The 23877-nt window shown below is 71.4% G+C and carries 24 protein-coding genes and 1 pseudogene; 18 read left to right on the top strand and 7 right to left on the bottom strand.

The window, feature by feature from the left end:
- Positions 1 to 172 precede the first annotated feature (172 nt).
- The 15 genes and pseudogenes from AB0A94_RS21475 (at position 173) to AB0A94_RS21405 (ending at position 12769) form a co-directional block, all read left to right on the top strand.
- Positions 173 to 1441, top strand: coding sequence for a hypothetical protein (locus tag AB0A94_RS21475; RefSeq protein WP_361746515.1), 1269 nt, complete (start codon positions 173 to 175; stop codon positions 1439 to 1441).
- Between the two features lie 3 nt (positions 1442 to 1444).
- Positions 1445 to 1615, top strand: a pseudogene (locus AB0A94_RS21470) (IS630 family transposase); the annotation flags it as partial.
- A 243-nt stretch (positions 1616 to 1858) separates the two neighbouring features.
- On the top strand, positions 1859 to 2320 hold the full coding sequence (locus AB0A94_RS21465; RefSeq protein ID WP_361746664.1) for a suppressor of fused domain protein: 462 nt from the start codon (positions 1859 to 1861) through the stop codon (positions 2318 to 2320).
- A 300-nt stretch (positions 2321 to 2620) separates the two neighbouring features.
- The gene (locus tag AB0A94_RS21460) at positions 2621 to 3193 is read left to right on the top strand and encodes a GNAT family N-acetyltransferase (protein WP_217134631.1); all 573 of its coding nucleotides are present in this window, start codon (positions 2621 to 2623) and stop codon (positions 3191 to 3193) included.
- 127 nt (positions 3194 to 3320) lie between these two features.
- On the top strand, positions 3321 to 3404 hold the full coding sequence (locus tag AB0A94_RS21455) for a putative leader peptide (RefSeq protein WP_310887545.1): 84 nt from the start codon (positions 3321 to 3323) through the stop codon (positions 3402 to 3404).
- Positions 3405 to 3533: 129 nt separating this feature from the next.
- On the top strand, positions 3534 to 5249 hold the full coding sequence (gene sirA / locus AB0A94_RS21450) for a sulfite reductase SirA (protein WP_361746513.1): 1716 nt from the start codon (positions 3534 to 3536) through the stop codon (positions 5247 to 5249).
- Entirely contained in the window at positions 5246 to 5425 is a 180-nt protein-coding gene (locus AB0A94_RS21445; RefSeq protein WP_361746511.1) for a hypothetical protein, read from the top strand. The genes sirA and AB0A94_RS21445 overlap by 4 nt, the downstream gene beginning before the upstream one ends.
- Positions 5422 to 6132, top strand: a complete 711-nt coding sequence (locus tag AB0A94_RS21440) for a phosphoadenylyl-sulfate reductase (RefSeq protein ID WP_361746509.1) — start codon at positions 5422 to 5424, stop codon at positions 6130 to 6132. Before AB0A94_RS21445 ends, AB0A94_RS21440 begins: the two co-directional genes overlap by 4 nt.
- Before the next feature lie 43 nt (positions 6133 to 6175).
- Positions 6176 to 6712, top strand: a complete 537-nt coding sequence (cysC, locus tag AB0A94_RS21435; RefSeq protein ID WP_361746507.1) for an adenylyl-sulfate kinase — start codon at positions 6176 to 6178, stop codon at positions 6710 to 6712.
- Positions 6709 to 7644, top strand: a complete 936-nt coding sequence (cysD, locus tag AB0A94_RS21430; protein ID WP_361746504.1) for a sulfate adenylyltransferase subunit CysD — start codon at positions 6709 to 6711, stop codon at positions 7642 to 7644. The genes cysC and cysD overlap by 4 nt, the downstream gene beginning before the upstream one ends.
- Positions 7645 to 7646: 2 nt before the next feature.
- A complete protein-coding gene (locus AB0A94_RS21425; protein ID WP_361746502.1) occupies positions 7647 to 8981 on the top strand; it encodes a GTP-binding protein in 1335 nt (444 codons plus the stop codon).
- 230 nt (positions 8982 to 9211) lie between these two features.
- Positions 9212 to 10315 carry an aliphatic sulfonate ABC transporter substrate-binding protein gene (locus AB0A94_RS21420; protein WP_361746500.1) on the top strand — a complete coding sequence of 368 codons (1104 nt, stop codon included), beginning with the start codon at positions 9212 to 9214 and terminating at the stop codon, positions 10313 to 10315.
- A gap of 36 nt (positions 10316 to 10351) precedes the next feature.
- A complete protein-coding gene (locus AB0A94_RS21415; protein WP_361746498.1) occupies positions 10352 to 11140 on the top strand; it encodes an ABC transporter ATP-binding protein in 789 nt (262 codons plus the stop codon).
- Positions 11127 to 12023: an ABC transporter permease gene (locus tag AB0A94_RS21410; RefSeq protein ID WP_361746496.1), complete on the top strand. Its 897-nt coding sequence runs from the start codon at positions 11127 to 11129 to the stop codon at positions 12021 to 12023. The genes AB0A94_RS21415 and AB0A94_RS21410 overlap by 14 nt, the downstream gene beginning before the upstream one ends.
- 8 nt (positions 12024 to 12031) lie before the next feature.
- Positions 12032 to 12769, top strand: coding sequence for a sirohydrochlorin chelatase (locus AB0A94_RS21405; RefSeq protein WP_361746494.1), 738 nt, complete (start codon positions 12032 to 12034; stop codon positions 12767 to 12769).
- A 2-nt stretch (positions 12770 to 12771) separates the two neighbouring features.
- On the opposite strand, the gene AB0A94_RS21400 is transcribed toward AB0A94_RS21405, so the two are convergent.
- Positions 12772 to 13323: a DUF1697 domain-containing protein gene (locus tag AB0A94_RS21400; protein ID WP_361746492.1), complete on the bottom strand. Its 552-nt coding sequence runs from the start codon at positions 13321 to 13323 to the stop codon at positions 12772 to 12774.
- Positions 13324 to 13592: 269 nt separating this feature from the next.
- Between AB0A94_RS21400 and AB0A94_RS21395 the strand changes: the two genes are divergently transcribed.
- Complete coding sequence (locus tag AB0A94_RS21395; protein WP_361746489.1) at positions 13593 to 15848, top strand: MMPL family transporter; 2256 nt, start codon at positions 13593 to 13595, stop codon at positions 15846 to 15848.
- Between the two features lie 203 nt (positions 15849 to 16051).
- Here the strand turns inward: AB0A94_RS21395 and AB0A94_RS21390 are convergent, their stop codons facing one another.
- From AB0A94_RS21390 to AB0A94_RS21370, 5 genes are all read right to left on the bottom strand, one after another.
- Entirely contained in the window at positions 16052 to 17245 is a 1194-nt protein-coding gene (locus AB0A94_RS21390; RefSeq protein WP_361746487.1) for a glycosyltransferase, read from the bottom strand.
- A 180-nt stretch (positions 17246 to 17425) separates the two neighbouring features.
- On the bottom strand, positions 17426 to 18706 hold the full coding sequence (locus AB0A94_RS21385; protein WP_361746485.1) for a sugar ABC transporter substrate-binding protein: 1281 nt from the start codon (positions 18704 to 18706) through the stop codon (positions 17426 to 17428).
- On the bottom strand, positions 18706 to 19539 hold the full coding sequence (locus AB0A94_RS21380; RefSeq protein ID WP_361746483.1) for a carbohydrate ABC transporter permease: 834 nt from the start codon (positions 19537 to 19539) through the stop codon (positions 18706 to 18708). The genes AB0A94_RS21385 and AB0A94_RS21380 overlap by 1 nt, the downstream gene beginning before the upstream one ends.
- A complete protein-coding gene (locus tag AB0A94_RS21375; protein WP_361746481.1) occupies positions 19536 to 20474 on the bottom strand; it encodes a sugar ABC transporter permease in 939 nt (312 codons plus the stop codon). The genes AB0A94_RS21380 and AB0A94_RS21375 overlap by 4 nt, the downstream gene beginning before the upstream one ends.
- A gap of 83 nt (positions 20475 to 20557) precedes the next feature.
- Positions 20558 to 21721, bottom strand: coding sequence for a transposase (locus AB0A94_RS21370; protein WP_361746479.1), 1164 nt, complete (start codon positions 21719 to 21721; stop codon positions 20558 to 20560).
- A gap of 112 nt (positions 21722 to 21833) precedes the next feature.
- Between AB0A94_RS21370 and AB0A94_RS21365 the strand changes: the two genes are divergently transcribed.
- Together AB0A94_RS21365 and AB0A94_RS21360 are read left to right on the top strand one after the other, a co-directional pair.
- Positions 21834 to 21992, top strand: coding sequence for an Arc family DNA-binding protein (locus tag AB0A94_RS21365; RefSeq protein WP_361746477.1), 159 nt, complete (start codon positions 21834 to 21836; stop codon positions 21990 to 21992).
- Between the two features lie 244 nt (positions 21993 to 22236).
- Positions 22237 to 23100, top strand: coding sequence for an aminoglycoside phosphotransferase family protein (locus AB0A94_RS21360; RefSeq protein ID WP_361746475.1), 864 nt, complete (start codon positions 22237 to 22239; stop codon positions 23098 to 23100).
- A 28-nt stretch (positions 23101 to 23128) separates the two neighbouring features.
- Here the strand turns inward: AB0A94_RS21360 and AB0A94_RS21355 are convergent, their stop codons facing one another.
- A complete protein-coding gene (locus tag AB0A94_RS21355; RefSeq protein WP_361746473.1) occupies positions 23129 to 23851 on the bottom strand; it encodes a 3'-5' exonuclease in 723 nt (240 codons plus the stop codon).
- Positions 23852 to 23877: the final 26 nt, after the last annotated feature.

The raw sequence follows: 23877 nt of genomic DNA, 5'->3' as shown, positions 1-23877 counted from the left end.
CTTCGCCCCGCGGTGGCGTGACGGCGCCGTTCGGCGGGTTCGCTCGACGTGCCGGAGGGAGGACCCCCGTACGGCGTGACGAGGTCGACGTCGGTTGAGGCAGTACAAGCGGGCAGACCGTGCCGCCGGTGGGTACGGTCCTTCACCAGTCGCTGTGGAGGGGGGAGCGGGGATGGCGCGGTCGAAGCTACTGGTCGCCCCGGATACCAGGACCGGCCTCGGGCCGGAGGCGCTGGCCGAACTGCGGGCCGCCCTGCGTCCCGTGGACTGCCAGACGTGCGGGCGGCGGTTCGGACGGCGGTTCGGACGGCGGGAGGCTGCCGCCCTGGTCGTCGAGGTGACGGGCGAGGACGCCGTGGCGTCGCTGCACCACCCCGGCTGTCGGCCGCCGACCCAGGTGGAGGTGGCCTCACCGGACGGGTTCACGCCTCTTCCCCATCAGTCGTGGCGCGCACGGCTGCTGAAGCTGCCCGCCCACGAGCGCGACGACCTCGTGTTCCTCGTCAACCCCTCCTACGAGGTCGCCAGGCTGCGGCGGAGAAGGGGGCGGTGGCAAGTCGCCACGCTGGACCTCTACGCAGCCCTCGGGCTGGGGCAGGACCTGCTCGACGGGGTGGTCCCGCTGCCCTCGCTCTCCGCCGTCGTCCACGAGGACCGGTTGTCCGTCCACGTCAGCCGCGGGGAAATCCTCCTGGAGCGCTGGGACCTCGGTGGCCCCTCCTTTCCCCCGGACGTGGCAGGGATCCTCGCGACCAAGGACTGGCTGACGATCGCCGTGACCACCTCGCTCGACGTGGACGAGTCGGTGCGGCGCAACCCCTTGCGGATGCTGGTGGACGCTCGGCAGGCACGCCTCGGCGCGGGAAGGGTCCGCTACACCGACGCCGCGCAGCGTCCACGCGCCTCGGACTTCGCCGACGAGGATCAGCGGGCGAAACTGCTGGCCTATGCGATCGCGGTGATCGCGATGGGGACCGAGGTCGAGGTCGGCTCGAAGGTGGTGCGTGCCGCGGCGGCGACCTGCCTCGGCGACAGCGAGCCGATCACCGGGCTGCTGCCCGAGGACAGGACACGCGCCGCGGCGCTGGTCGCCCTCTCCTACATGGCGCGCGAATACGGAGGCGTACACCTGATGGCAGCCGACCGGGGCGGTGCCGCCGCCCACCACGAGTTGTTCTCCGCTCTGTGCGCGGTCACCGACTACACGACGGCCTTGTTGACCGAAGAGCCGGCGGGCGAGCAGATCCTGGTGCAGTATCAGGCCGATGTGGTGATCGGCACGCCCGAGCAGTTCCGTGCGACGTATGAACTGCACCGGAACGACACGGGCGACTGGGGTCCCGACGAGACCCGCGGCCACCTGGCCCTGCTGGCAGGCGCCGACGTGAGGCGGCGGGCGGGCGACGTCATCGGCCGCTACCCAAGGGTCGCCGTCGTCTAGTGCCGCTTCAGGGGACTCCGGCCGAGGACCTTCTCCCTCCCCGAGCGGCGCGAGATCAAGGAGATCGCCAAGTCCGGGCCGGCCGGCTTCCCGGTCGCCGAGGGGGTGGTCGACGACATCGGCCACGAGGGCCTTCGGGACCTGCTCCGAGGGGAGGGCGTCTTCTTCCGGCGTACGAGCGGCCTCGGGGCCGGCGGGCTCGCATGGTGAGGTACCGCGCATGCGTGCTGACGCCCGCAACTCCGTGACGCGGGGCAAGCCGTCAAGGGTCCGTCGATCGTGGTCTGGGATGATCGCGCGGTGAGCAGTACGAGGGTGCCGGCCGTGGAGGCTGTCGAGTCACATGTCCGGGCGTTCTTCGAGGGACACTCCGTGGAGGGCGTCGACCACGGCCTCGGTCCGGAACGGCGAGCGGTGATGCCCTGTCTGCGAGTTCTCGTCGTGGGCCCCGGCCCCCGCGGCGACGGTTGGGCTTATGTGACCGCTGGGTGCTGGGCCGCGACGGAGAAGGACGGTCACGGACTTGAGTTCGTCATGACCGCTCACGTCCGCGACCAGCGGTTCATCGAGCTCATGGCGATGATCGCCTACTACCACTGCGCAGGACATCAGCTCGACCTGGAGCACAGTATGCCGATCGGTGAACCGTGGGTGCCGGGATCGACCTGCGATCACCTGTTGATCAGCCTCCCCTATCTTCACGGCCCCGACCTGGAACACTGTCCCGTTCCCGGAGGTCACGCCCGCATCCTGTGGACCCTGCCCGTGACAACGGCCGAGATCGAGTTCCGCAGGCGTCACGGGCACGAGGCGTTGGAGCAGCTCTTCGACGCGGCAGGGACCGATCCCCTTGATCCTTTCAGGGCATCGGTCGCCTGAGACACCGACCACGGCGGTCACCGCGTGGGGTCGCCGGGGCGTATCGGCTCCGGGTTCCTCCAGCTTCGGTGGCCGGGCGGGTGGTCGTCCCGTCGTGGTGACCGAGCGCCTTCGCGATGGCGGGGCCGGGGCCCGGAGGGCGAGTCGGCGGATCGTGGAGCGGCGGAACAAGCATGCCTCCGACGAACGGCTGCGCAAGGCGGTCGACGGGGCGAACGCCGCCTGACACGGCACCGGGCTCCGTCCGCGCCTTGGTCAGGCGTTCGACAGAAGCTCGTGCCGGGTGGTTCCCTTTCGGGCATGACGACCATCTCCGTGACCACCTGGTCCCTGGAGCAGACCGCGCCCACCGATCTCCTTCCGGCCGCCGTGCCCGAGGGGGACGTGCGGGTCGTCCGCTCCGAGGTGCCCTCCCCCGAGTTCAGCCGCTTCCTGTACGCCTCGGTCGGCGGGGACATCCGCTGGACCGACCGGCTGGGCTGGACGTACGCGCGGTGGCTGGAGCACCTGGACCGGCCCGAGGTGGAGACGTGGGTCGCCTACGACCGGGGCACGCCGGCCGGGTACGTGGAGCTGGAGGCCCAGGGGGACGGGGTCGTCGAGATCGTCTACTTCGGGCTGCTGCCCGCCTTCCGGGGGCGGCGCATCGGCGGGCACCTGCTGTCGTACGGCACCGCCCGCGCCTGGGACCTGGCGGACCGCCGGCCGGAGCTGAAGCCGACCACGCGGGTGTGGCTGCACACCTGCAGCAAGGACGGCGAGCACGCCATGGACAACTACCGGCGCCGCGGCTTCACCCTGTTCGACACCAAGGTCGAGGAGGAGCCGGAGGCGTCGACGCCGGGTCCGTGGGCCGGGGCCTACCCCGCCTGACCAGCACGGACAAGACCGCCTGCGGCGCTTGTGACCAAGGACACCCTTGTCTCTCATTCCGAGACAAGGGTGTCCGAATTTTGGACGAAGCTGGACTGTGTCCAGATCGCCGTGCCACGCTTCCGTCATGCCTGGAACTGGAATCGCCTTGGTGAGTCGGCGGCACGTCGACCTCGGCCGCATGTCCAGCGCCATCTGTCCGGCGCGCTGAGAGCACCCAGCACCGCCCGACATCCCCTTCTCCGCCGCACTCCCCGCGCAATGACGCGCACTCCTGCCCGTGCGCACACCTGCGCAGGTCAGAGCCGCATTCCCGCCTGTCCCGAAGGACGTATCAACCATGGCCGCCACCCCGCAGAAGCCTGCCCCCGCGCAGAATCCTGCCGCCGCGACTCCCCGCCGCAAGGTGAGCCGTCACCGCGGAGAGGGACAGTGGGCCGCGGGTCATTTCACCCCGCTCAACGGCAATGAGCAGGTGAAGAAGGACGACGACGGTCTCAATGTGCGGACACGCATTGAGACGATCTACTCCAAGCGGGGTTTCGACTCGATCGACCCCAGTGACCTGCGCGGACGCATGCGCTGGTGGGGGCTGTACACCCAGCGCAAGCAGGGCATCGACGGCGGGAAGACGGCCGTCCTGGAGCCGGAGGAGCTGGACGACAGCTACTTCATGCTGCGCGTCCGTGTCGACGGCGGTGCGCTGACCACCGCGCAGTTGCGGGTCATCGGCGAGATCTCGCAGGAGTTCGCGCGCGGCACGGCCGACATCACCGACCGGCAGAACGTCCAGTACCACTGGATCCGCATCGAGGACGTCCCCGAGATCTGGAACCGCCTGGAGGCCGTCGGCCTGTCCACGGTCACCGCCTGCGGCGACACGCCCCGGGTGATGATCGGCTCCCCCGTCGCGGGCATCGCCGAGGACGAGATCATCGACGGCACGCCGGCGCTGGAGGAGATGAAGCGCCGGGTCCTGAACAACCCGGCGTACTCGAACCTGCCGCGGAAGTTCAAGACCGCGATCTCCGGGTCGCCGGTGCTGGACGTGGTGCACGAGATCAACGACGTGGCCTTCGTCGGCGTCGAGCACCCCGAGCACGGGCCGGGCTTCGACCTGTGGGTCGGCGGCGGCCTGTCCACCAACCCCAAGCTGGGCGTGCGCCTGGGCGCCTGGGTGCCGATCGACGACGTGCCCGACGTCTACGAGGGCGTCATCTCGATCTTCCGTGACTACGGCTACCGGCGGCTGCGCAACCGCGCCCGCCTGAAGTTCCTGGTCGCCGACTGGGGGGCGGAGAAGTTCCGCCAGGTGCTGGAGGACGAGTACCTGAAGCGGAAGCTGACCGACGGCCCCGCGCCCGCCGAGCCGACCAGCCGCTGGCGCGACCACATCGGCGTGCACCGGCAGAAGGACGGCCGCTACTACGTCGGCTTCGCCCCGCGCGTCGGCCGCGTCGACGGCACGGTCCTGACCAAGGTCGCCGACCTGGCGGAGGCGCACGGCTCGGGCCGGGTGCGCACCACGGTCGAGCAGAAGATGATCGTCCTCGACGTCGAGGAGGGGCAGGTCGACTCCCTCGTCGAGTCCCTGGAGGCGCTGGACCTCACCGCCCGGCCCTCCACCTTCCGGCGCGGCACGATGGCCTGCACCGGCATCGAGTTCTGCAAGCTCGCCATCGTCGAGACCAAGGCGCGCGGCGCCTCGCTCATCGACGAGCTGGAGCGGCGCCTCCCGGAGTTCGACGAGCCCCTCACCATCAACCTCAACGGCTGCCCGAACGCCTGCGCCCGCATCCAGACCGCGGACATCGGCCTCAAGGGCCAACTGGTGCTGAACGCCGAGGGCGAGCAGGTCGAGGGCTACCAGGTGCACCTCGGCGGCGCGCTCGGCCTGGAGCCCGGCTTCGGCCGCAAGGTGCGCGGTCTGAAGGTCACGGCCGAGGAGCTGCCGGACTACGTGGAGCGCGTCCTCAAGCGCTACCAGGCCGAGCGCGAGGACGGCGAGCGCTTCGCCCGCTGGGCGGCCCGCGCCTCCGAGGAGGCCCTGTCATGAGCGAGCGCGCCGTCCCGTTCCACTGCCCCTACTGCGGCGACGAGGACCTGCGCCCCCATGAGGAAGGCCACGGCGCCTGGGAATGCGGGGCGTGCAACCGCGCATTCCAGTTGAAGTTCCTCGGGCTCCTCGCCCGGGGTCTTCAGCCCGACTCCACCGGAGGGGAACCGATATGACGGCGGTTCAGGAAGAGCGTACGGCCGAGGAACTCAAGGCGCTCGCCGAGCGGGCGGGCCGCGAGCTGGAGGACGCCTCCGCGCTGGAGATCCTCCAGTGGGCGGCCGAGACGTTCGGCAGCCGCTTCTGCGTCACCTCGTCCATGGAGGACGCGGTCGTCGCCCACCTCGCCTCCCGTGCGATGCCCGGCGTGGACGTGGTGTTCCTCGACACCGGCTACCACTTCCCGGAGACCATCGGCACCCGGGACGCGGTGGAGGCCGTGATGGACGTGAACGTCATCACGCTGACCCCGCGGCAGACGGTCGCCGAGCAGGACGCCGAGTACGGCCCGAGGCTGCACGACCGCGACCCCGACCTGTGCTGCGCGCTGCGCAAGGTGAAGCCGCTGGAGGAGGGCCTGAAGGGCTATCAGGCCTGGGCGACCGGCCTGCGCCGCGACGAGTCCCCGACCCGGGCGAACACCCCGGTCGTCGGCTGGGACGAGAAGCGGCGGAAGGTGAAGATCTCCCCCATCGCGAAGTGGTCACAGGAAGACGTGCAAGCGTACGTCGACGAGCACGGCGTCCTCACCAATCCGCTGCTGATGGACGGCTATGCCTCCGTGGGCTGCGCGCCCTGCACCCGCCGGGTGCTTCAGGGCGAGGACGCACGCGCCGGCCGCTGGGCGGGCCGCGCCAAGACCGAGTGCGGGCTGCACGGCTGACATGACGACGACCACCGGACCATCGACATCCAGGGAGAACCACGTGACGACCGGAGCCACCGTCTGGCTCACGGGTCTGCCGAGTGCGGGCAAGACCACCATCGCCCACGAGCTGGCGGGCCGGCTGCGCGAGCGGGGCCGCCGGGTCGAGGTGCTCGACGGCGACGAGATCCGCGAGTTCCTCTCCGCGGGCCTCGGCTTCACCCGCGAGGACCGGCACACCAACGTGCAGCGCATCGGCTTCGTCGCCGAGCTGCTCGCCCGCAACGGCGTCACCGCGCTCGTCCCGGTCATCGCGCCGTACGCGGACAGCCGGGACGCGGTCCGCAAGCGGCACGAGACGAACGGCACGCCGTACGTCGAGGTGCACGTGGCGACCCCGGTCGAGGTGTGCTCCGTACGCGACGTGAAGGGCCTGTACGCCAAGCAGGCCGCGGGTGAACTCACCGGGCTGACCGGTGTGGACGACCCGTACGAGGAGCCCGAGACACCCGATCTGCGGATCGAGTCCCAGAACCAGACCGTGCAGGAGTCCGCGGCGTCGGTGTACGCCGCGCTCAGCGAAAGGGGACTGGCATGACGACCGTCGCCACCGTCGAGGAGGGCACGGACAACCCGTACGCCCTCTCCCACCTCGACGCCCTCGAGTCCGAGGCGGTGCACATCTTCCGCGAGGTGGCGGGCGAGTTCGAGAAGCCGGTGATCCTGTTCTCCGGCGGCAAGGACTCCATCCTCATGCTGCACCTGGCGCTGAAGGCGTTCGCCCCGGCGCCGGTCCCGTTCTCGCTGCTGCACGTCGACACCGGGCACAACTTCCCCGAGGTCCTCGACTACCGCGACCGCACGGTCGCGAAGCACGGGCTGCGGCTGCACGTCGCCTCCGTGCAGGACTACATCGACCGCGGGGTGCTCAAGGAGCGCCCGGACGGCACCCGCAACCCGCTGCAGACCGTGCCGCTCACCGAGAAGATCCAGAGCGAGAGGTTCGACGCCGTCTTCGGCGGCGGGCGCCGCGACGAGGAAAAAGCCCGCGCCAAGGAGCGGGTGTTCTCGCTGCGCGACGAGTTCTCCCAGTGGGACCCGCGCCGCCAGCGCCCCGAGCTGTGGAACCTGTACAACGGCCGGCACGCCCCCGGTGAGCACGTCCGCGTGTTCCCGCTGTCCAACTGGACCGAGCTGGACGTGTGGCAGTACATCGCCCGCGAGGACATCGAGCTGCCGGAGATCTACTACGCGCACGAGCGCGAGGTGTTCCAGCGCTCCGGCATGTGGCTGACCGCCGGTGAGTGGGGCGGCCCGAAGGACGGCGAGCGGATCGAGAAGCGGCTGGTGCGCTACCGGACCGTGGGTGACATGTCCTGCACCGGCGCGGTGGACTCCGACGCCGACACCATCGAGAAGGTGATCACCGAGATCGCCGCCTCCCGGCTCACCGAGCGCGGTGCCACCCGCGCCGACGACAAGCTCTCCGAGGCCGCGATGGAAGACCGCAAGCGCGAGGGGTACTTCTAACCATGAGCACCATCACGACCGAGGAGCTCGCGGCCACCACGCTGCTGCGGTTCGCCACCGCCGGTTCCGTCGACGACGGCAAGTCCACGCTGGTGGGCCGGCTGCTGCACGACTCCAAGTCGGTCCTCACCGACCAGCTGGAGGCCGTGGAGCGGGCGTCGGCCAGCCGCGGCCAGGAGACGCCCGACCTGGCGCTGCTCACCGACGGCCTGCGGGCCGAGCGGGAACAGGGCATCACCATCGACGTGGCCTACCGCTACTTCGCCACGCCCCGGCGCCGGTTCATCCTCGCCGACACCCCCGGCCACGTGCAGTACACGCGGAACATGGTCACCGGCGCCTCCACGGCCGAGCTGACGGTGATCCTGGTCGACGCCCGCAACGGCGTCGTCGAGCAGACCCGCCGGCACGCCGCCATCGCCGCCCTGCTGCGGGTGCCGCACGTCGTCCTCGCCGTCAACAAGATGGACCTGGTCGACTACCGGGAGTCCGTGTTCGCCTCGATCGCCGAGGAGTTCACGGCGTACGCGACCGAGCTGGGCGTCCCCGAGGTCACCGCGATCCCGATCTCGGCGCTGGTCGGCGACAACGTGGTGGAGCCGTCCGCGCACATGGACTGGTACGGCGGTCCCACGGTGCTGGAGCACCTGGAGACCGTGCCGGTCAGCCACGACCTGGCGCACTGCCACGCGCGGCTGCCCGTGCAGTACGTGATCCGGCCGCAGAGCGCCGAGCACCCCGACTACCGGGGCTACGCGGGGCAGATCGCGGCGGGCACGTTCCGGGTGGGCGACGAGGTGACCGTGCTGCCGTCCGGGCGGACGACGACGGTCACGGGGATCGACCTGCTGGGCGAGCCGGTCGACGTCGCCTGGACGCCGCAGTCGGTGACGCTGCTGCTCGCCGACGACATCGACATCTCCCGCGGTGACCTGATCGTCCCCAGCAAGGACGCCCCGGCCACCACGCAGGACGTCGAGGCCACCGTGTGCCACGTCGCCGACCAGCCGCTGACCGTCGGCCACCGGGTACTGCTCAAGCACGGCACCCGCACCGTCAAGGCGATCGTGAAGGACATCCCGTCCCGGCTGACGCTGGACGACCTGTCGCTGCACCCGCACCCCGGGCAGCTCACCGCCAACGACATCGGCCGGGTGAAGATCCGTACCGCCGAGCCGCTGCCCGCCGACTCCTACGCGGACTCGCGGCGCACCGGTTCGTTCATCCTCATCGACCCCAGCGACGGCACCACGCTCACCGCCGGCATGGTCGGTGAGTCCTTCGCCGCACCGGAGCCCGTCAAGGACGAGGCCGAGGACGACGGGTGGGACTTCTGAGCATGAACCCCACCGACTTCTACTCCGGGTTCGCGAAGGAGGGCGGCCGCGTCGGCAGCGGGGCCCTCGGCAGCGGGCAGGGCGGGGTGGCCCGATGTGCGCGATGACGTACGCGCATCGCTCGCGCGTCCTCACCCCCCACCGCCGCAGACGAAAACCCGCCGACTTCCCGGCCATGGCCTGAGAGACCAGGACCGTGACCACCGGGCCCTACGAGAGGAACACCTCCCGTGCCTGCCACCTCCGCCCTGCGCCGTGCCCTCGCGGTCATGGCCGTGCTCCCGCTGCTCACCCTGGCAGCCTGCGGCTACGGCTCCCAGGCCAAGGACGACGACGCCGTGAAGGTCGCCGCCGGGGCGAAGAAGATCGACGGTCTCGACTCCGTCAGGATCGGCTACTTCGGCAACCTCACGCACGGCACCGCGCTGGTGGGCAACAACAAGGGCCTGTTCCAGAAGGAACTCGGCGCCACGGTGGCGAAGTACGCCGTCTTCAACGCGGGGCCGTCCGAGATCGAGGCGCTCAACTCCGGCTCCCTCGACATCGGGTTCATCGGCCCGTCCCCCGCCGTCAACGGTTACACCAAGTCCGGGGGCAAGAACCTGCGGATCATCGGCGGTTCGGCGTCCGGCGGGGTGAAGCTCGTGGTGGACCCGGACAAGGTGAGGTCCCTGGAGGACGTCGAGGGCAAGCGGATCGCGACCCCGCAGCTCGGCAACACCCAGGACGTGGCGTTCCTCAACTGGGCGGCCGAGCAGGGCTGGAAGGTCGACGCCCAGAGCGGCAAGGGCGACGTCACGGTCGTCCGCAGCGACAACAAGGTCACCCCGGACGCGTTCAGGGCCGGGTCGGTCGACGGCGCCTGGGTGCCGGAGCCGACCGCGTCGAAGCTGGTCGCCGAGGGCGGCAAGGTGCTGCTGGACGAGGCGACGCTGTGGCCGGACGAGAAGTTCGTGATCACGAACATCATCGTGCGCCAGGAGTTCCTCGAGGAGCACCCGAAGGCCGTCGAGGCGGTGCTGAGGGCGTCCGTCGAGGCCAACAAGTGGATCAACGCCAACCCGGAGGAGGCGAAGGCCGCCGCCAACGAGCAGCTGGAGGCCGACTCCGGCAAGGCGCTGCCCGCCGAGGTGCTGGACCCGGCGTGGGAGTCGATCGAGTTCACCGACGACCCGCTGGCCGCCACGCTCGACGCCCAGGCGGAGCACGCCGTCGAGGCGGGTCTGCTGGAGGAGCCGGACCTGGACGGCATCTACGACCTCACGCTGCTCAACGAGGTCCTGAAGGCCGCCGGCGGGTCCGCCGTCGAGGACGCCGGACTCGGCGCCGAGTAACCCCGGATCACGAAGAGTTCCCAGGAGGTGACGACCATGGCCACGACCCTCGCCAAAGCCGCCGACGGCATCGGGGCGGCCACGCACGCCGCCCGCATCGAGCACGTCTCGAAGTCGTTCGCGGGCCCCGCCGGACAGCAGCTCGTGCTGGACGACATCACCCTCGATGTCGCGCCCGGTGAGTTCGTCACCCTCCTGGGTGCCTCGGGCTGCGGCAAGTCCACACTGCTCAACCTGGTCGCGGGGCTCGACCGCCCCACGGCCGGCACGATCAGCACGGACGGGCGGCCGGCCCTGATGTTCCAGGAGCACGCCCTCTTCCCGTGGCTGACCGCGGGCAAGAACATCGAACTCGCCCTGAAGCTGCGGGGCGTGCAGAAGAACGAGCGCCGCGAACGGGCCGAGGAGCTGCTCGAGCTGGTCCGGCTGAAGGGCTCCCACGGCAAGCGGGTGCACGAGCTGTCCGGCGGTATGCGGCAGCGCGTGGCGCTGGCCCGGGCGATCGCCCAGGACAGCCGGCTGCTGCTGATGGACGAGCCGTTCGCGGCGCTGGACGCCATCACGCGGGACGTGCTGCACGACGAGCTGACCAGGATCTGGCGCGAGACGCGGCTCTCCGTCCTGTTCGTCACGCACAACGTGCGCGAGGCCGTGCGGCTCGCGCAGCGGGTGGTGCTGCTGTCGTCCCGTCCGGGCCGGATCGCCCGCGAGTGGACGGTGGGCATCCCGCATCCGCGCCGTATCGAGGACACCGCCGTGGCGGAACTGTCCGTCGAGATCACCGAAGAACTCCGTGGGGAGATCCGCCGTCATGGCCAGCACTGAGACGACCGCGAAGGACAAGGACGGGGGCGACCTCGCCGGTCTGGAGGCGGGCCTCGACGCACTGGAGACGGTGCAGACCGGACGCAAGCCGCTGCGGCAGACCTTCGTGGAGAAGGTCCTGCCGCCGGTCATCGCCGTCGCGCTGGTGCTGGCGGTGTGGCAGGCCCTGGTCTCGTTCGAGATCGTCGACGATCCGACCAAGCTGCCCTCGCCGGGCGCCGTGTGGGACGTGCTGCGTGAGGCGTGGCTCCAGGGCGAGCTGCTCGGCTACATCTGGACCAGTGTCTCGCGCGGTCTGCTCGGCTTCTTCCTCGCGCTGCTGATCGGCACCCCGCTGGGGCTGCTGGTGGCGCGGGTGAAGTTCGTGCGCGCGGCGATCGGGCCGATCCTGTCCGGTCTGCAGTCGCTGCCGTCGGTGGCGTGGGTGCCGCCGGCGGTGATCTGGCTGGGTCTGAACAACCAGATGATGTATGCCGTCATCCTGCTCGGCGCGGTCCCCTCGATCGCCAACGGCCTGGTCTCCGGCGTCGACCAGGTGCCCCCGCTGTTCCTGCGGGCCGGCCGGACGCTGGGCGCGACGGGGCTGAAGGGCACCTGGCACATCGTGCTGCCGGCCGCGCTGCCGGGCTATGTGGCGGGGCTGAAGCAGGGCTGGGCGTTCTCCTGGCGTTCGCTGATGGCCGCGGAGATCATCGCATCGTTCCCGGACCTGGGCGTGGGCCTCGGACAGTTGCTGGAGAACGGCCGCAACGCCAGCGACATGGCCATGGTCTTCGAGGCCATCCTGCTGATCCTGACCGTCGGCATCGCCATCGACCTGCTGATCTTCAGTCCGCTGGAGCGGTGGGTGCTGCGCAGCCGCGGTCTGCTGGTGAAGGGCTGAGGGACACCATGCGCCGTCCGGTACTTCTCGTCGTCGCCCACGGCAGCCGTGATCCGCGGCACGCCGCGACCGTGCACGAACTGGTGCGGCGGGTGCGGTCGCTGCGGCCGGGACTGCGGGTGGAGACCGGGTTCCTGGACTTCAACATCCCCTCCGTCCAAGGGGTGCTGGAGTCCCTGGACGCGGAGGGCGTCCGCGATGTGGTCGCCCTCCCGCTGCTGCTGACCCGTGCCTTCCACGCCAAGGCGGACATCCCGGCGGTGCTGTCGGAGGCTCCGCCGCGGCTGCGGATCCGTCAGGCCGAGGTGCTGGGCCCGTCCCCGCTGCTGCTGGCGGCCCTGGAGCGCCGGCTGCACGAGGCGGGCCTCACGCCCGCCGACAAGTCCTCGACCGGGGTCGTCCTGGCCTCGGCGGGGTCCTCCGACCCGGAGGCGATCGCAGTGATCGCAGCAATCGCGCGGGAGTGGCGGCACACCGGTTGGTGCGCCGTGCGGCCTGCGTTCGCCTCCGCATCCCTCCCCCGCACCGAGCAGGCGGTCCGCGAACTGCGCGCCCTCGGCTGCGCACGCGTCGCCGTCGCGCCGTACGTCCTGGCCCCGGGCTTCCTCCCGGACCGGATCGCCCGGGGTGCGGCCGGGGCGGACGTCCTCGCGGACGTGCTGGGCCCGGCGCCGGAGGTGGCGCGGCTGCTGCTGGAGCGGTACGACGGGGCGCGGGTGCCGACGCTGGCCGCGGTCGGCGCCTGAACTCAGTCCCCGGTGAGCTCGACGAGCTTCACCGCGGTGTTCCAGTTGCGGCTGGTGGCGACGACGCCCTTGGTGACGCGGGGCCTGGCCAGGTGCTCCGCGAGTTGGGAGCGGCCCAGGCCGTTCGGGGCGTACAGGTAGAGTGCGCGGTCGCCCAGACGGAACTCCTCGGGCAGATACGCCCCCGGGTCGATCCCGGCGAAGCGCTCGGGGGTGACGGGCGCGGAGAAGTACGTGACGTGGAGCTGCCTGGGCTCCAGCTCGCCGGCCGGGTACGGGCAGGCCTCGACGATCCGCTTCAGGTAGGCGTGGTCGCGCACGATCACGTCCACGCCGAAGCCGAAGTGCCGCTCGATCGCCGCCGACAGCCCTGCGGCCAGTGACTCCTCGTCGCCGTGCGCGGCGGTGAACACCACCTGGCCGCTCTGCAGGTGGGTGCGCACCCCGTCGTGGCCGAGGCCCTCCACGAGGGCGCGCAGGTCGGCCATCGGCACTTTCCTGCTGCCGCCCACGTTGATCCCGCGCAGCAGTGCCGCGTATCTCGTCGTCGCCATGCGCACACCATAGGACGGCCGTCGTACCCCGCGGGGGTGTGCCCGACGGCGGCGGCGTACCGGAACCCCGGTCACCGGCCCCGGCGTCCCCGGGTACGTGTAGGGGGCCGCTGTCCTCCCCAGTGGGGAGGAGACGGGCACCGATGGGATGACCCCGGGTTCCCGAGCTTCACCGGACAGCACGACGAGACGGGCTTATCCGGCCCATACCTTCGAAAGGTCAGGTGGCGGCAGGGGGTCGCTGCCGAACACGAGGGAGCGAGCCCGTCATGGGGAACGGACAATCACGGGTGCGGGGCCTCGCCGCACGGGCCGGCGGCTGGAGCGCCCGGCACCGCTGGGCGGCCGTCGGCATCTGGGTGCTGTTCGTCGTGCTGGCGATGGGACTCGGTTCGGCCGCGGGCCGGGTCGACGTCGGCGACAGCGATCAGCTCAAGGGAGAGACCAGTACCGCCGCCCGCATCATCGAGGACGCCGGCATCGAGGAGCCGGTCGGTGAGACCGTGCTCGTCCAGGCGAAGGACGAGGGTCTCACGGCCACCGACCAGGAGTTCCGGTCGGCGGTCGGCGCGGTCGTCACGGCCGTGGAGAAGACCGGCGAGGTCACGGACGTCATCTCGCCGTACGAGAGCGACACCATCTCGAAGGACGGGCGCAGCGCGCTGGTCCAGTTCGACGTGCGCGGCGACCCGGACACCGCCGGTGAGCGGATCGAGCCGGTGCTGAACGCCGTGGGGGACGTCCAGAAGGACCACGAGTCGCTGCGGATCGAGGAGATCGGCGGCGCCAGCATGATGAAGACGTTCGACGACGCGTTCGGCGACGACTTCAAGAAGGCCGAGTACTCCGCGGTGCCGGTGGCCCTCGGCATCCTGCTGATCGCGTTCGGCGCGCTGGTGGCGGCGCTGCTGCCGGTGGCGCTGGCGATCACCGCGATCATGGCGACGATGGGTCTGATGGGCCTGGTCAGCCATCTGCAGCCGATGAGCGAGACCGCGAACTCGGTGATGCTGCTGGTCGGCCTGGCCGTCGGGGTCGACTACTGCCTGTTCTACCTGCGCCGCGAGCGTGAGGAGCGGGCGGCCGGACGGGACGCGCAGACCGCGCTGCGGATCGCCGCCGCCACCAGCGGCCGCGCGATCGTCGTCTCCGGTGTCACGGTGTGTGTCGCCATGGCGGGCATGCTGTTCACCGGGCTCGCCGAGTTCGAGGCGATGGGCCTGGCCTCGCTGATGGTCGTGGCGGTCGCCATGGTCGGCTCCGTCACCGTCCTGCCCGCGCTGCTCTCGCTGCTGGGCGAGCGGGTCGAGAAGGGCCGCGTGCCGTTCCTGCGCCGGCGCCGCACCGGCGGCGGCGGTGACAGCCGGTTCTGGTCGGCCGTACTGAAGCGGGTGCTCGCCAAGCCGGTGCTGTCGGTCGTGGTGGCGACCGGTGCGCTGTTGGCGGTGGCCGCTCCGGCGGTCGGGATGAAGACGCAGAACCTCACGCTGGACCAGGAGTTCGGCGACTCGCTGCCGATCGTGCAGACGTACAACCGGGTCAACGACGCCTTCCCCGGCGGCTCCGAGCCGGCCGAGGTGGTCGTCAAGGCGGACGACATCAACGCGCGCGAGGTGAAGACCGCGCTCGCCGACTTCCGTGAGCGGGCGATCAGTTCGGGTGCCTCGCGCGGCCCGGTGGAGATCAAGCTGCACGACCAGCAGAACGTCGCGTTCGTCTACGTCCCGCTGGTGGGCGGCTCCGACCAGGACAAGGCGAGTGAGAGCCTGGACACGCTGCGCGACGAGGTGCGGCCCGCCACGCTCGGTGAGGTCGACGGCGTCGAGGCGCCGATCACCGGGCAGGTCGCCGGGAACAAGGACTTCAACGACCAGCTGGTCGGCTCCGTGGTCCCGGTCTTCGCCTTCGTGGTGGTCTTCGCCTTCCTGGTGATGCTGCTGTCGTTCCGCTCGCTGACGGTCGCGGTCACCTCGATCGTGCTGAACCTGCTGTCGGTGGGCGCCGCGTACGGCATCCTCGTGGCGGTCTTCCAGCACGGCTGGGGCGCGTCCCTGGTGGGCGCGGAGGGCGTCGGCGCGATCATCACCTGGCTGCCGCTGTTCCTCTTCGTGATCCTGTTCGGCCTGTCGACGGACTACCACGTGTTCGTGGTCTCCCGGATCCGCGAGGCCCGGCTGCGGGGCCGTACGACGCGGGACGCGGTCCAGCACGGCGTGGTGACCACGGCCGGCGTGGTCACCAGTGCCGCGATCATCATGGTCGCCGTGTTCGGGATCTTCGGAACGCTGTCCATGCAGTCCATGAAGCAGATGGGCGTCGGCCTCGCGGCGGCGGTGCTCATCGACGCGACGATCATCCGGGGAGTGCTGCTGCCCGCGGTGATGACGCTGCTCGGCGAGCGCAACTGGTACCTGCCGAAGTGGCTGCACCGGATGCCCGACCTGACCCACGACGAGTCGCCGGAGGCGGTGGCGGTGGCGCCGCCGACGTCGCGGGACGACGAGGGCGAGCGGGTGCCGGTGTGATCCGGTAGGCGCGACGAGGGCCCGGCGGTTTTCCGCCGGGCCCTTCTTTGTGCGCAGGGGCGGAGGTCACGCTGCCCGGCGCTTTCGGGGCGCCTCCCCCACTCCCGGCTGCGCTCGGGCGGAGGTGCCCCCACCGCCCGCCCGTGCCGCCCTGGGGGTACCTCCCAGGCCTTCAAGGCACTGGGAGGCACGACTGCCCGCAGTCACGCGGGCAGCTCCGCCTCGATGAGGTCGGCCGCCCGGCGCGTACCGCCCTCCTCCGCCATCTCGGCCTGGACACCCTTCAGCCGCCGGGCGACCTCCGGGTCGTCCACCAGGGCGAGGGCCGCCGCCCTCAACACCTCCGCGTTCGCCTCGTCGGCCGGAACGTGCCGGGCCACCCCCAGCCCCTGGAGCATGTCCGCGTTGCCGAACTGGTCCACCGCCTGCGGTACGGCGATCATCGGGGTGGCCGTGGCCAGCCCCTCCTGGCTGCCGCCGGCCCCCGCGTGGGTGACGAACAGGTCGGCCTGCTTCAGGATCGCGAGCTGCGGCACCCAGGACCGCACCTCGACGTTCTCCGGTACGTCCCCCAGCTCGGCGGGGTCGACGTGCCTGCCGACCTGGAGCACCAGGTGCCAGCCGGGCAGATCCGCGAACGCCTTGACGCACTCCCGGTAGAAGGCCGGCTGCTTGGTGAAGGACGACCCGAGCGACACCAGCACGACCTTCTCGGCCCCCGCGGGCCGCTGCCAGTCGCCCTCGGCGCTCCGGTCGCCCTGGCAGGCCCCGACGAAGGAGTGCACGCTCTCGTCGACCCGGTCGGCGTTCGGCTGGAGCGCCTTGGGGATCAGGACGAGCGAGCGGGCGGGGCGGCCCCCGAAGTCGTCGGGGTGCATGGTGATCCCGTTCTCCTCCAGCCAGGCGTGGAAGCGGGCGTAGTACGCCTGCCCCCGCTCGGTCTTCCTCGGCTCCTCCCACATCGGCTCGGCGACCTCCTTCTCGTACCCGTCCCAGGCGACGAGATTCGGCGAGAGGGAGATGACGGGCACGCCCCAGCGGTGGCCGAGCACGCGCGCCGGGTAGGAGGTGATGTCGTGCAGGACGAGGTCGGGGGTGTCCCCCTCGTAGGCCTCGATGAGCTGCGGAAGTGCCTGGACGGCGTCGTTCAGGAACGGCTCCACGTTGTCCAGCAGCGTGGTGCCCCAGGCCTCCGGGTCGTCGTCGGGGCCCGGCAGCGTGCTGTTCCACAGCTTGGGTTCGGCGCCCGTCTCCGCGACCTTCTCGGCGAACAGCGGCGGGATCGCGTACGTGACCCGGTGACCGCGCGCCACGAGCTCGCGGATCACCTCGAGGCTCGGGTTCACGTGGCCGTGGGCGGCGATGGAGAACATGGCGATGTGAGCGGGACTGGTCATGCGCCGACAGTAGACGAGACGATACGTCTCGTACAACTCCTTTGATCTCGTGCCGTCAGCTCCTCGTGCGGCCGCGGCCACCGCACCCGTGCCACTTCGCCGACGGGCACGCCGGGGTCGGGCAGCGGGACGCCACGGCGCCCGACGCGGACGTGGGGCGCGGCGGGGAAACGGCCGCGCTCAGCGCTGGTAGCGGGCCAGGACCAGGTTGCCGTCCTCCTCCAGCCGCTCGCGCAGCTCGTCGAGACCGATCGCGCCGCTGTAGTACTCCTGGAGCGCCGGGGTGGCGACCTTGTCCTTCCACTCGGGGTAACCCCGTACCGTCTGCGCGGGGGCCGGGCGCAGGTGCGCGGCGAGGGCCGTGCCGGTGGCCCAGCCGTGTTCGGCGGTGTGCAGGGCGGGGTCGGCGAGGGCCCGGCTGCCAGTGGGCAGCATCCAGTCACCGAGGGCGAGCCGGACCATGTTCTCCGGCCGGAGCAGGAAGTCGAGGAAGGCCACGGCCTCCTTCTTGTGCGGGCAGTCCTCGGCGACGGAGAGGGTCTGCGGGCTGACGCCCTGGGTGAGTCCGCCGGCTCCGGCCGGGGCGGGCAGCACCTGCCAGTCGAAGCCCTCCGGCGCCTGCTGGACGATCTGCTGGCGGTAGGAGAAGCCGAGCGGCACCATCGCGTACTTGCCGGCGAAGAAACCGGGCAGGGTGTCGGAGCCGCCGCTGCCGAGCGTGGTGGGCGAGGCACTGCGGTCGGTGTTCACCTGCTCGTGGACGGTGCGCGGGACGACCTCGTCGCCCTCCTCGAACCGCACGGTCACCCTGCCGTCGTCGCCCCGGTGGAAGAGCCGGCCGCCGGCCGAGAGGGACAGGTTGAGCGTGGCGGACACCGGCTCCTTGAGCGGCCAGGCGACGCCGTACTTCCCGTCACCGCCGAGCCGCTTCGTCACCCGGCGGAACTCGTCCCAGCTCCAGGGGGCTCCGGGCGTCGGGACGCGGACGCCGGACTCCTTCAGCCAGGTGGCGTTGGCGACGAGCACGCGCGGTTCCTGGAGGAAGGGCACGCCGTAGACGCCGTCGCCGAAGGTGACGGTCTCCCAGCCGCGGGGCGGGATGTCGGACTTCAGCCGCTCGGGCAGCAGGTCCGTCAGATCGGCCAGGTAGCCGCCGTAGGCGAAGTCGGCGAGGTCGTCGGAGGCGTCGTGGATGATGTCGGGGGCCTCGCCGCCCTCGAAGGAGGTGAGCAACTGGTCGTGGACGCTGTCCCAGCTGCCCTGGACGTACTCCACCCGGATGTCCGGGTGGGCCGCGTTCCACTCCTCGACGAGTTCCTCGGTGGCCTCGACGGACTCCTCCTGCCAGGCCAGGGACTGGAACCGCAGGGTGATCCGGCCGTCGTCACGGGTGCCGCCGGAGGAGCAGCCCGCGAGGAGCAGGGCGACGGCGAGCGCCGCCACGAGGATTCTGGTCCGCATCAGCTCTTCACCGCCCCGGCGAGCATGCCGCCCGTGATCCGCCGCTGGATGATCGCGAAGACGACCAGGGAGGGCAGCGTCGCGAGGAACGCGGCGGCCGCCAGCGGGCCGAGGTCGGCGACCCCCTCGGCACCGATGAAGTGGGTGAGGACGACCGGCAGGGTCTGTTTCTCCGGGGTCTTGAGCAGGACGAGGGCGAAGAAGAACTCGTTCCACGCGGTGACGAAGGCGAACAGCGCGGTCGCCACGATCCCCGGCGCGAGCAGCGGCGCGGTCACCGACACCAGGGTCCGCAGCCGCCCGGCCCCGTCGACGGCCGCCGCCTCCTCCAGCTCGGCCGGCACGGCGCGGACGTAGCCGGTGAGCATCCACAGGACGAAGGGCAGCGCCCAGACCACGTAGACCAGCACCAGACCGGGCACGGAGTCGATCAGCCGCAGGTTCTTCAGCACCAGGAACAGCGGGATGATCACCAGCACGAACGGAAACGCCTGGCTGACCACCACCCAGCCGGTGGCGGCCCGGGCGAGCGCGGTGCGGTGACGCGCCATCACATAGGCCATGGGGGTGGCGACGACGACGGCGACGACGGCCGCGGCGAGCGCGGCGAGCAGGGAGTTGAGGGCGGCCCGCAGCAGCGGCTGTTCCTCGAAGGCCTGACGGAAGTTGGCGAGGGTGGGGTCCCGGGGAATCCAGGTCGGGTGCAGACTGGCCAGCTCCGCCGGCGGCTTGAACGCCGTCGAGACCAGCCAGAGGAACGGGAAGGCGAGGAAGACGAGATACGCGAGCAGCGCGGCGTACTGGCCGACGCGGGCGCCGGTGGAGGTCCTCATCCCCTGTCACCTCCCCGGAGCCGGCCGGCGAGGAAGACGGCCAGCGCGATCGAGACGGCGGCGACCATGACGCAGCCCATCGCCGCCGCGTAGCCGAACTGCCCGTAGCGGAAGGCCTCTTCGTAGGCGAAGAGCATGGGCAGCCGGGTGCGTCCGCCGGGGCCGCCGTTGGTCAGCACGTAGACCAGGGCGAAGGAGTTGAAGTTCCAGATCAGGTTGAGTGCCGTGATGGCGAGGGCGATGGGGCGGATGGCGGGCCAGGTGACCGTACGGAAGCGGCGCCAGGCGCCGGCGCCGTCCACCGCCGCCGCCTCGTGCAGCTCGCGCGGGGTGTTCTGGAGCCCGGCGAGCAGCGCGACCGTGGTCTGGGGCATTCCGGCCCACACGCCGACGACGATCACCGCGGGCAGGGCGGTGGCGAGCCCGCTGAGCCAGTCCCGGCCGTCCCCCAGGCCGAGGTCGCGCAGTGTCTCGTTGAGGATGCCGGCGTCCGGGTTGTAGACGATCCGCCACATGATGCCGACGACGACCTCGGGCATCGCCCAGGGGACGATCGCCAGGGCGCGGGCGAGCCAGCGCAGCCTCAGGTCCTGGTCGAGCAGCAGGGCCAGGCCGAGCGCCAGCAGGAACTGGGGCACCGTCACCCCGACGGCCCACACCAGGCCGATGCGGAACGACTCCCAGAACAGGGTGTCCCGCAGCAGGTCCTGGAAGTTCAGGGTGCCGATCCACTGCGTGGGCTCGGTGCGCCCGGACTGGGCGTCGGTGAAGGCCAGCAGGACGCCGTAGAGCAGCGGGCCGACGCTGAGGACGAGGATCGGGATCAGCGCGGGCAGCACCAGGAACCAGGGGCCGTGGTCGACGGCCCGCCCGGCTCCGCGGCCCGGGTCGGGCGCGCGGGGCGCCGGTCTCCTCCCCTCGGTCACCGATGTCACGTAATCAGCCCCTTTGCGCAGCGCGGGTGGGCCAGGTCATGGTCTTGACATCCTCCCCCGCCTGGAGGCGGGGGATTCCTGGCTCAGGCTGCCTCCGGGAGCAGCGCTCCCGGAGGTCTTGCGCCCTCGGCACCAGCCGGGTTGAGACCAGCCCGGACGAGCATCACACGCGCGGAGTTCTTGTCCCTGGGGGACACGGCTCCGCACGCGGTGCAGGTGTAGGTGCGTTCCGACAGAGGAAGTGCGTGCTTGGTTCTCGCTCCGCACGACGCGCAGTCCATGGTGGTGTGCGCGGGGTGCACGAGGCGGATGTCCCGCCCGTGCTCGCGGCCCATCTCGATCAGGGCCGTCTTCGTGGCGCCGATCGCCGCGTCAGCGGCTTTGCGGGCCATGGTGGTCTTGGCGAGGAACTTCGGACGGAAGTCCTCGACGGCGATGGCGTCGTGGTCGGTCACGACGCGCTTGGCCCACTTGCGGGCGGTGTCCTGCCTCTGCCGGGCGACCTTCTTGTGCAGCTTCGCGGCCTGCGCCTGCGCCTTCCGGTATCCCTTGGACGCCGCCTGCCCACGCGCGGGCTTACGGCGGGCCATCATCCGCTGGTAGCGGGCGAGACGCTGGGCGGCGGTCTTCCCGTGCTGGGTGTGGGGAAGGTCGTGGGTGTCGGATGTGGTGGTGGCGGTTTCCCTGACGCCCCAGTCCACGCCGAGCACGCGACCCGTGGCGGGGAGCGGCTGGGCCTTGGTGGCGACGACGAACGAGGCGTACCAGTGTCCGACCGCGTCGCGGTACACGCGCACCGACGAGGGGGCGGCCGGGAGTTCACGCGACCACACCACCGTCAGCGCGATACCGCCCGCCAGATGGAGGCGGCCGTCCTTCAGCCGGAAGCCCCGGGTGGTGTAGTTCAGCGTGGGCAGGGCCTCACGCTTCCTCTTGTGCCGTGGCATCCCGGCGCGCTGCCGCATCGGCAGGCGCCTGTCGATGTCCTTGAGCGCCTTGGAACGGGACGTGGCGAAGTCGCGGATGATCTGCTGCTGCGGCACCGAGGCGCCTTCCCGGAGCCACGGCGTATGGGCGCGGGCCTCGGTCAGCATTTTGTCGAGCTGGGCCGGGCCACACGTCAGTTTGTCGCCGGGGTGCGTGCGGTTGTGGGTGTGCACGGCGCGGGACTTGGCCACGCACTCGTTCCACACCCAGCGGCAGCGGTCCCACTCGGCGAGCAGTGCCGTCCGGGCGGTCGACGACACACGCAGCCGGTAGGTGTACCGGGCGTGCCCGGCACCCCCGGAGCCTTCTGCAGTGTCGCCATGGTGTCATTCTGTCACTAGATATCCATCAGGGAACCACTACTTTGAAATCATGGATGAAGAGAAGCGCATCACGCTCCGACTGCCCGTCGACCTGCATGAGTGGCTGGCCTCTCAGGCCAAGTCCGCCCGGAGGTCCCTCAACTCCGAGATCGTCTATCGCCTGGAGGCCGAGCGCGACGCCGCCGCGGCTGACGCCGAATCCCCCTGACGGCGATTCGACTTTCCCCGCCCTGCTCCGCGGAAGCCCGATTCTCCCCCGCAAGCGGGAGGTACCCCCACCCCGGCCTGAAGACCGGGGCATCGTCGGAGGAACATGGTGAAGGCGCTCTGCCCTCGCAAGGGCGCGCACACCGCCGCCACCTGTGTGAATGCGACACTGGCCGACGGATGGCCGGATCCCGGCGGTCGGACGGGACCGGTGATCGGGCGTGGACGGAGACGGAGGCGGACGGATGGACGAGGCACGGGCGCGGGACGTCCTGGCGGCGGCGGGGGTACTGCCCGGTGCGGCGGCGGACGCGCGGCTGCTCGCCCTGGGGGAGAACGCGGTGTTCGCCGCCGGTGGCCTGGCCGTCAAGGTGGGCCGGGACGCCGAGCTGCTGGAGCGGGCCCGCCGGGAGCTGGCCGTCGCGGGGTGGCTGGCGGAGGAGGGCGTGCCGGCGGTGCGGGCGGCCGAGCCGGAGGCGCTGCTGGTCGACGGGCACCCGGTGACCGTGTGGCACCGGCTGCCGGAGGCGGTGCGGCCCGCCGAACCCCGGGATCTGGCCGAACTGCTGCGACTGGTCCACGCACTGCCCTCTCCCCCCTTCGCACTGCCGCCCCGCGAGCTGCTGGGCGGTGTGGAGCGCTGGCTGCGGCTGGCGGGTGACGCCGTCGACCCCGCGGACGCGGCGTACCTGCGCGAGCGGCGCGACGGCTTCGCGTCGGCCGCGGCGGCGCTGACGCCCCGTCTGCCGCCGGGTCCCGTCCACGGGGACGCGCTGCCCCGCAACGTGCACATCGGGCCGGACGGGCCGGTCCTGGTCGACCTGGAGACCTTCTCGGCCGATCTGCGCGAGCACGACCTGGTCGTCATGGCCCTCTCCCACGACCGCTACGGGCTGCCGGACGAGGCGTACGCGTCCTTCACCGCCGCCTACGGCTGGGACGTGCGCGCCTGGGAGGGCTGCTCGGTGCTGCGCGGCGCGCGGGAGACCGCCAGCTGCGCCTGGGTCGCCCAGCACGCGCCGGGCAACCCCAGGGCGCTGGCCGAGTTCCGGCGCCGGGTGGCGTCGCTGCGGGACGGGGACGAGACCGTGCGCTGGTACCCCTTCTGACTCCTCCGGCTCCGGACCGCCCGGCGCGTCAGACCCGCTCGTCCGCCGGCTCCCGCAGCGGCCAGATGCCGTCGATCACCGCGTCGGCGTTGCCCTTGCGGCGCAGGAAGTCCTGGAAGTCCGCCGCCCACGCGGCGTACCACTCGATCTGGCGGCGGTGCAGCTCCACCGGGCCGAGGGCCGCGACCTTGGGGTGGCGGTCGGCTATCGCGCAGGCCAGCCGGGCCGCGGCGAGGGCGTCGGCGGCCGCGTCGTGCGCCGAGTCGAGGACGACGCCGTACTCCGCGCAGACCGCTTCGAGGTTGCGCTTGCCGCGCCGGTAGCGGTCGACGGAACGGTCGATGGTGTACGGGTCGATGACCGGGGCGGGGTCGGCGCCGCCGAGGCGGTCGCGCAGGGACGGCAGTCCATGGCGCCTCAGTTCGGCGGAGAGCAGGGTCAGGTCGAAGGCGGCGTTGTAGGCGACGACCGGGACGCCCTTCTTCCAGTGGGCGGTGAGGACGCCGGCGATGGCGTCGGCGACCTGGCCGGCGGGGCTGCCCTCGGCGGTCGCCCGCTCGTTGCTGATGCCGTGCACGGCCACCGCGTCCTCCGGGATCGGCACGCCCGGGTCGGCCAGCCACTCCCGGCGCCCCGTCGCCTCCCCCGCCCTGACCTCGATCACGGCCCCCGTGACGATCCGTGCCTCGCGCGGATCGGTACCCGTCGTCTCCAGGTCGAAGCCGATCAGCAGCTCCCGGTGCCAGCCCATGGGCCGTCCCCCTTCTGTGTGGTGCG

Source organism: Streptomyces sp. NPDC044984 (assembly GCF_040646935.1).
Classification (GTDB): Bacteria; Actinomycetota; Actinomycetes; order Streptomycetales; family Streptomycetaceae; genus Streptomyces.
This window is presented reverse-complemented; position numbering and strand designations above follow the sequence as displayed.

What these genes read in the sequence shown, in the direction of transcription:
- AB0A94_RS21475 (WP_361746515.1), top strand. Translation starts at nt 173, where the DNA reads ATGGCGCGGTCGAAGCTACTGGTCGCCCCGGATACCAGGACCGGCCTC.
- AB0A94_RS21465 (WP_361746664.1), top strand. Translation starts at nt 1,859, where the DNA reads ATGCCCTGTCTGCGAGTTCTCGTCGTGGGCCCCGGCCCCCGCGGCGAC.
- AB0A94_RS21460 (WP_217134631.1), top strand. Translation starts at nt 2,621, where the DNA reads ATGACGACCATCTCCGTGACCACCTGGTCCCTGGAGCAGACCGCGCCC.
- AB0A94_RS21455 (WP_310887545.1), top strand. Translation starts at nt 3,321, where the DNA reads ATGCCTGGAACTGGAATCGCCTTGGTGAGTCGGCGGCACGTCGACCTC.
- sirA (WP_361746513.1), top strand. Translation starts at nt 3,534, where the DNA reads ATGGCCGCCACCCCGCAGAAGCCTGCCCCCGCGCAGAATCCTGCCGCC.
- AB0A94_RS21445 (WP_361746511.1), top strand. Translation starts at nt 5,246, where the DNA reads ATGAGCGAGCGCGCCGTCCCGTTCCACTGCCCCTACTGCGGCGACGAG.
- AB0A94_RS21440 (WP_361746509.1), top strand. Translation starts at nt 5,422, where the DNA reads ATGACGGCGGTTCAGGAAGAGCGTACGGCCGAGGAACTCAAGGCGCTC.
- cysD (WP_361746504.1), top strand. Translation starts at nt 6,709, where the DNA reads ATGACGACCGTCGCCACCGTCGAGGAGGGCACGGACAACCCGTACGCC.
- AB0A94_RS21425 (WP_361746502.1), top strand. Translation starts at nt 7,647, where the DNA reads ATGAGCACCATCACGACCGAGGAGCTCGCGGCCACCACGCTGCTGCGG.
- AB0A94_RS21415 (WP_361746498.1), top strand. Translation starts at nt 10,352, where the DNA reads ATGGCCACGACCCTCGCCAAAGCCGCCGACGGCATCGGGGCGGCCACG.
- AB0A94_RS21410 (WP_361746496.1), top strand. Translation starts at nt 11,127, where the DNA reads ATGGCCAGCACTGAGACGACCGCGAAGGACAAGGACGGGGGCGACCTC.
- AB0A94_RS21405 (WP_361746494.1), top strand. Translation starts at nt 12,032, where the DNA reads ATGCGCCGTCCGGTACTTCTCGTCGTCGCCCACGGCAGCCGTGATCCG.
- AB0A94_RS21400 (WP_361746492.1), bottom strand. Translation starts at nt 13,323, where the DNA reads ATGGCGACGACGAGATACGCGGCACTGCTGCGCGGGATCAACGTGGGC.
- AB0A94_RS21395 (WP_361746489.1), top strand. Translation starts at nt 13,593, where the DNA reads ATGGGGAACGGACAATCACGGGTGCGGGGCCTCGCCGCACGGGCCGGC.
- AB0A94_RS21390 (WP_361746487.1), bottom strand. Translation starts at nt 17,245, where the DNA reads ATGACCAGTCCCGCTCACATCGCCATGTTCTCCATCGCCGCCCACGGC.
- AB0A94_RS21385 (WP_361746485.1), bottom strand. Translation starts at nt 18,706, where the DNA reads ATGCGGACCAGAATCCTCGTGGCGGCGCTCGCCGTCGCCCTGCTCCTC.
- AB0A94_RS21380 (WP_361746483.1), bottom strand. Translation starts at nt 19,539, where the DNA reads ATGAGGACCTCCACCGGCGCCCGCGTCGGCCAGTACGCCGCGCTGCTC.
- AB0A94_RS21365 (WP_361746477.1), top strand. Translation starts at nt 21,834, where the DNA reads ATGGATGAAGAGAAGCGCATCACGCTCCGACTGCCCGTCGACCTGCAT.
- AB0A94_RS21360 (WP_361746475.1), top strand. Translation starts at nt 22,237, where the DNA reads ATGGACGAGGCACGGGCGCGGGACGTCCTGGCGGCGGCGGGGGTACTG.
- AB0A94_RS21355 (WP_361746473.1), bottom strand. Translation starts at nt 23,851, where the DNA reads ATGGGCTGGCACCGGGAGCTGCTGATCGGCTTCGACCTGGAGACGACG.